Source organism: Candidatus Methylobacter favarea (assembly GCF_902806695.1).
In the GTDB taxonomy this organism is placed as follows: Bacteria; Pseudomonadota; Gammaproteobacteria; order Methylococcales; family Methylomonadaceae; genus Methylobacter_B; species Methylobacter_B favarea.
The window spans coordinates 1-6,189 of the sequence record NZ_CADCXN010000008.1 but is presented as its reverse complement, the minus strand read 5'-3'; the positions used below and the strand labels follow the sequence as shown (position 1 = coordinate 6,189).

The window sequence follows — 6,189 nt, the reverse complement described above, 5'->3', positions numbered from 1 at the left end:
CTACATCGCAAAATAATTGTGTTAATTTCATGGAGGTAGGTTGTTGTGGAAAAATTGATGTTGGAATCACTATTTTTCCTGTTTTTACAAAAACCTGCCTACTTTTTCTTATCCCGAACTGAGGTTAAATTAAGACAAATCCGCTAAGACAAATCCGCACTGATTGACCATTAAGGGAGTCGTTACTGCTGGGCGTGTTAATCAATGTGACCGATTCCAAGATTTTTCTGATTCTCGATAACTTGCGGGCCCATTCCAGCAAACTGCTGAAAGCGTGGCTTGCAGATCAAGGTATTTTATCTACTCTTCACCGGCTAAAGCCCGCCTTTAGATTTCCGTTTAGCTACTTTGCATTACATTATTTGCCTATTCTCTTGGTAATCAAGACTGTTGAAATATAAGAAGAGGAAACTGATTTTCGCATTGCGTGCTGGGTAGAAAAACGCTAACTGACGGGTATGGCCTTCGAATAACTCTCGCGGACATTGGCTTCAAGCTTGCGGCCCAGGCGCTTTTTGTCCGGTATTCGTGGCCACAGGCATATGCCGGACAATACGGTCAGTTCAATTTCAGCACTATCCAGCCGCGCCCTGGGGTAGTGGAAATCACATCTTCGCAGCAGATCGCTTCCCTGCTTGGCCGGAAAAGCCTCCTAGAGAGAGGCGTTTTTATGGCTGCTGAGATTAGACGGGAGCCCGCACATCACATGATTCTTGAATAGAGAGCGGCAAAGTGCTTTAGGCTCCGGGTACAGCATACGGGCGGGCCGGGCGCGGGTTAAGTGGCGCCCTTTCACGATAAGTTATTTCGGGCTTTCATCAAAACAGAGAGTGGGCCCAAAGCGCCAGGTGCTTCATAAAGAGCCAGGACGTAGTCTGTGGCTGCGACGAATTTCACACCCACTTCAGCGGCATGCTTGCTGTTTTGCCAGGGTTTAAGGTTTTTTTTAAAGTCTGGAGGAGGGTTTCATAATGGCGCGAGAGGAATTAGTTCAAGACCACGACCGGCTTGCCTATAAGCGCAGCCGCACTGGTCATTACCTCGTTTGATTCAGCCATAGCTCCATACGGGGTTATGGCTGGGAATGTAGCGAAACAGCCAAACGTACTATACCTTATAGCTATCTGGAGAACTTACGACGCCAGAATATCCCCGTCAATCCGAGCAGTCCGATCCCTAACAGGGGAAGAGTCTCGGGTTCAGGCGTTTGGCAAGGCGGAGTTCCAGGCACCCCGCAAACAGGCTGGAATTCTTGACTGAACCATATATGGTGATTTTGCACTAGTCCGGCAATCCCGGCAGTTGTGGAAGCCTCAAGAGTCACTCCATCGCCACTGCCGTTACCGAAACCCACTGCAGCAGGCGTGCCGCCGAAACCGCCGACGCCACCACTGGCATCGCCTGTCTCCCACTGCATGGTTTTCCAGAAAAAGCCAATCGCGCCTTCGCCGAGCGGAATGTCGTAAACAGCAGGGTCGCGCAACACAAGCTGGAAGGAGTTTAGCTTGTCAGTATGGATGTTGTAGTACCCCACTTGATCCCAGGTAGCAATGAATTCGCCAGGGGCGGAGTTACGATAATAAACCAAGCCGCTGGCCGGATTGCGCGTGTCCACATCGGCGAAGAACGGCGAAATAATTGGCTGCGCCGCCCCCTGCGGTCCAGTCGGAGTGAATGCTGAAATCCCCGAGCCAAAGCTGACATTGCCGTTGTTGTTGAGATATAATTCAGTTCCCGCGCCGCCAAAGAAAGTGAAACCGGACGAGAAGCCGAAAGCGGTGAGATCGATTGCTCCTTGAAAGCCGTCGTCATTGTGACTAATTGAAGTGCCAAGGCCGCCTCCAATCTGATCAGTATAATAACCGCTGGAAGCTGTCAGCGAGGCCTGCGAAAAAGTGATAACTGTTGCCTCGGCAAAACCGCCTGACATTGCCAAGGCAGCCAGAGCTGCTTTGGCAAGAGTGGAATAGTTATTCATGAGAAATTTCCTTATTAAGATTGCCATGCTAAATACCTGAACTATATGCATCCCGGATGCTTTAATAATAAGATTTTAATTGACTTTATGGCTGAGTTGCTCACTGCCATTCAATCCACTAGACCGAAGAGTAGAAAATACTTGCCCGATTAACGCTATCTGTTCCGGCTTGATTTTTAACTTACGTGGTCTATCACCAGAATTACTAGCATAAATAGCGCCAATCTTAATTGGATAAGAATAATCCATTAATATTAAAGACTTAGGAATTTTTTGGGCTTTATCAGGCAGGTCTATACGGTTTTCGGATTAAAAACTGTAAAAATTAATAACACTTTTACTGCTCAGAGGGAGTGAGCAGGTGGGCGCAACATATCTTTTCGGGAAGGCATACATCCCTGTGGTTATACAGGGGCTGGATTAGGGGTAGATTTCCAGCCTCCAATCAGAATTGGCCCGGGCGCTTTCCTCAATATTAGGCCCAGTCGGAGAAGAATATGTAAAAAAATCTGACCTTGCCATCGCTAGTCACTCAAAGGATTATCCGCAGTCGAATTCGTCTTATGAGGTCTTACTGCGTAGACAGTATCCACACTGCTTAACTCACGGCTTCCCGCAGGGTCACGAATTCTTCGGCAGCAGTCGGATGTATGCCGATGGTCGAATCAAAGATCGCCTTGGTTGCGCCGGCGCGAATCGCAACCGCCATGCCCTGGATAATTTCAGGGGCGTCAGGCCCGGCCATATGCATGCCGACAACCCGGTCAGTGCTGCCCACGACGATCATCTTCATCAGGGTTTTTTCATCGCTACCGGAGAGGGTGCTTTTCATCGGCGTGAAACTGGTAAGGTAAATAGCAATGTCCCGGTATTTTTTACGGGCCTGCGCTTCGGTTAGTCCCACAGTCCCAATAGGGGGCTGGCTAAAAACCGCTGTCGGAATATTGTCATAATCTACCGGTTTCGGCTGCTTACCATACAATTTATTCACCAGAGCCATGCCTTCTGCTATGGCTACCGGCGTCAGGTTAACGCGGTCGGTGACATCACCCAGCGCATAGATTGAAGGCACATTGGTCTGGTAATCGCTGTTGACTTTAATGGCGCCTTCCTTGTCCAGTTCTACGCCCAGTTGTTCTAACCCAAATCCGGTTGAATTCGGTATTCTGCCGGTGGCATACATAACCAGGTCCGTGCTTATTTTACTGCCATCAATAAGGCGCGCGGCAAAGCAATCGCCTGTACTTTCTATTGCCTCAATATCGGTATTAAATAGAATATTGATACTTTTTTTGGTCATTTCATGCGCCAGGAAATCACGGATATCCTCATCAAAACCGCGCAGCAATTTGTGTCCGCGGTGGCAAAGCGTGGTGTTTACGCCCAGGCCGTGAACAATGCTGGCGAATTCCACGGCAATGTAGCCGCCGCCGACAATAATGATACGGCTGGGCAGTTGATCGAGGAAAAACATTTCATTCGAGGTGACGATGTGTTCCCTTCCGGGTATGTCAGGTACAGACGGCCAGCCCCCTGTTGCAATAAGCAGCCGTTCGGCGCTGTAAGAAATCCCATCGACGGCGACGGTATGAGCATCCAGCACTTTCGCCCTGCCGTTGATAATGCTGACGCCTGCTTTTTGCAGCAGATTTTCGTAGATGCCATGCAGCCGTTCTATTTCCTGATTTTTATTGGCAATGAGGGTGGTCCAGTTGAAAACCGGTTTGTCTGCGGTCCAGCCAAAACCTGTCGCTGCTTTAAAGTGATCTTTGAATTGGGAGGCATAGACAAACAGTTTTTTGGGCACGCACCCGACATTGACGCAGGTGCCGCCCAGATAGCGCTCTTCGGCAATGGCCACTTTTACGCCAAGCCCCGACGCCATGCGCGCGGCGCGAACACCGCCTGAACCTGCGCCGATTACAAACAGATCATAGTCATAGAGCGTCATCGCGGCTTTTCATTGGTTATGTTTTAAATACTCCAGCATGGTATCGGCATCGCTGACAGTAAAGGGATCATCCGGACAGTTATCCGTCTGGCCGGGTTCACTGAATAATTTGACAATCTTTTTATCATCGACAAGCATGGAATAGCGCCATGAACGGCTGCCGAAACCAAGATTTTCTTTTCTTACCAGCATGCCCATTGCCCGGGTAAAATCGCCGTTTCCATCGGGCAGCATTTTTACATGCTTGATGCCCAGATGCTTGTCCCATTGATACATGGTAAAAGCGTCATTAACACTCACGCAATAGACTTCATCAACGCCCTGATCGATAAGTTCCTGGTATTTGGCGTCATAACCAGGCAAATGCGTGCTTGAGCAGGTAGGAGTAAATGCGCCGGGAAGAGACAAGACCACAATTCTTTTGCCTTTAAAAATCTCATCGGTGCTGACATCCTGCCAGCGAAAGGGATTGTCCCCGCCGATACTTTCGTCGCGAACACGGGTTTTAAAAATGACATCAGGTACGGTTGAAAGCATATTGCGACTCCTTGGTTTTAGATAGAAAAAGTGAAATACTAATCCTGGTAAAATTTAAAAGGATAATTCGGCCATCCAGCCTGATAAGAAAGATACCATAGCTGCCTGCGGTTTAAGTAAGATTACATCGCATGCCCTATGTTTCCTGCTTTCTTAATAAACGATTTTCCGGGTCTCGTCTGACGGGTCTTGTCTGATTAAGTTCCGCTGTCATTCTCACATATACACTATAATTCTAATCTTAATAAACACGTTTTCCGGCGTTTAATCCTCAAAATTTCAAATCGATTTCCAAGCGCGATGTAGAGGAACGATGACTAACCCTATTGAAACTGACTTCGAGCAACCTGGAAAAATTTCTAAAAAATAAAATGACAGTCAAAGAAGCCACGGCCCGCATCAAGATCAACAAACTGCTGGAAGCTGCCGGCTGGCGTTTTTTCGCCGAAGGCAAATTACCGGCCAATATCCGGCTTGAACCCAGCGTCACGATCAAGAAACAGGATATTGACGCCCTCGGCGAAAACTTTGAGAAAGTCTCAAAAGGATTTATTGATTTTCTTCTGCTCAACGAAAAAGGCTTCCCCTTTATTATCCTGGAAGCCAAGGCTGAAGACAAAAGCCCGCTTGTTGGCAAGGAGCAAGCCCGCAAATACGCGCGATCTCAGAACTGCCGCTTCATCATCCTTTCCAACGGCAACCTGCATTATTTCTGGGATCTTAAACGCGGTAACCCCTACATTATCACAACCTTTCCGACGCCCGCCTCGGTAATGGGCTATCAGAAAAGTGTTCCCGATCCCAGGCGTCTTATTGAAGAGACCGTTAACGACAACTACATTGTCCTAACCCAGCGCCCCAATTATGCCGCCGAAGCCGCCTGGAAGAATGAAGCCGAACGCCAGGGCTTTATTGACGCCAACAATCTGCGCTTCCTTCGGCCCTATCAAAAGAAAGCCATGGTTGCCTTGCAAAATGCCGTAAAAGACGGCAAAGACCGCTTTCTCTTTGAGATGGCTACCGGCACAGGCAAGACGCTCACGTCCGCCGCAGTCATCAAACTATTTCTACGCACCGGCAATGCGCGTCGCGCACTCTTTCTGGTGGATCGCCTGGAGCTTGAAGACCAGGCCAAAAAAGCGTTTCACAAGGTGCTCGCCAACGATTACTTTACCGTCATCTATAAAGAAAACCGTGATGATTGGCGACGCGCTGAAATCGTGGTTACCACCGTCCAGTCGCTGCTCTTCAATAATAAGTACCAGCAGCTCTTCTCGCCTACCGATTTTGACCTCGTTATTTCAGACGAAGCGCACCGCTCCATTGGCGGTAACGCCCGTGCTGTTTTTGATTACTTTATCGGTTACAAACTCGGTCTTACCGCCACGCCGCGCGATTATCTTAAAAAATTCGACAAGGCCAAACCATCCACCAGGGATCCGCGCGAGTTCGAGCGTCGTCTCCTGCTGGACACTTACCGGACTTTCGGTTGCGAGGACGGCCAGCCCACTTTCCGTTACTCTCTGCTGGATGGCGTAAAAGACGGATTTCTAATCAACCCTACGGTCGTCGATGCCCGCAGTGAGATCACCACCAAGTTGTTGTCGGAGGATGGATTTATTGTTGAATTCAAAGACGATCAGGGCGATGATCAGAAAGAAACCTACAAGCAGCGCGAATTTGAGAAACGATTCTTTGCCGACGGCGCCAACCAGCTCTTTTG

The 6,189-nt window shown here is 48.8% G+C and carries 4 protein-coding genes; 1 reads left to right on the top strand and 3 read right to left on the bottom strand.

The genetic code is table 11. From position 1 onward, the window contains the following. Window positions 1-1,120: 1,120 nt before the first annotated feature. From HUX64_RS01550 to HUX64_RS01535, 3 genes are all read right to left on the bottom strand, one after another. Entirely contained in the window at window positions 1,121-1,978 is an 858-nt protein-coding gene (locus tag HUX64_RS01550) for a nidogen-like domain-containing protein (protein WP_174624491.1), read from the bottom strand. A gap of 598 nt (window positions 1,979-2,576) precedes the next feature. After that, window positions 2,577-3,929, bottom strand: coding sequence for a glutathione-disulfide reductase (gene gorA, locus HUX64_RS01540; RefSeq protein WP_174624489.1), 1,353 nt, complete (start codon window positions 3,927-3,929; stop codon window positions 2,577-2,579). Window positions 3,930-3,938: 9 nt separating this feature from the next. After that, window positions 3,939-4,466: a peroxiredoxin gene (locus HUX64_RS01535; protein ID WP_174624488.1), complete on the bottom strand. Its 528-nt coding sequence runs from the start codon at window positions 4,464-4,466 to the stop codon at window positions 3,939-3,941. A gap of 371 nt (window positions 4,467-4,837) precedes the next feature. Here HUX64_RS01535 and HUX64_RS01530 point away from each other — a divergent pair. Then, a partial coding sequence (locus HUX64_RS01530) for a DEAD/DEAH box helicase family protein (protein ID WP_174624487.1) occupies window positions 4,838-6,189 on the top strand: 1,352 nt, incomplete at its 3' end.

Bases quoted from the DNA above. Each gene is read 5' to 3' on its own strand.
- HUX64_RS01550 (WP_174624491.1), bottom strand. From the start codon at position 1,978: ATGAATAACTATTCCACTCTTGCCAAAGCAGCTCTGGCTGCCTTGGCA.
- HUX64_RS01535 (WP_174624488.1), bottom strand. From the start codon at position 4,466: ATGCTTTCAACCGTACCTGATGTCATTTTTAAAACCCGTGTTCGCGAC.
- gorA (WP_174624489.1), bottom strand. From the start codon at position 3,929: ATGACGCTCTATGACTATGATCTGTTTGTAATCGGCGCAGGTTCAGGC.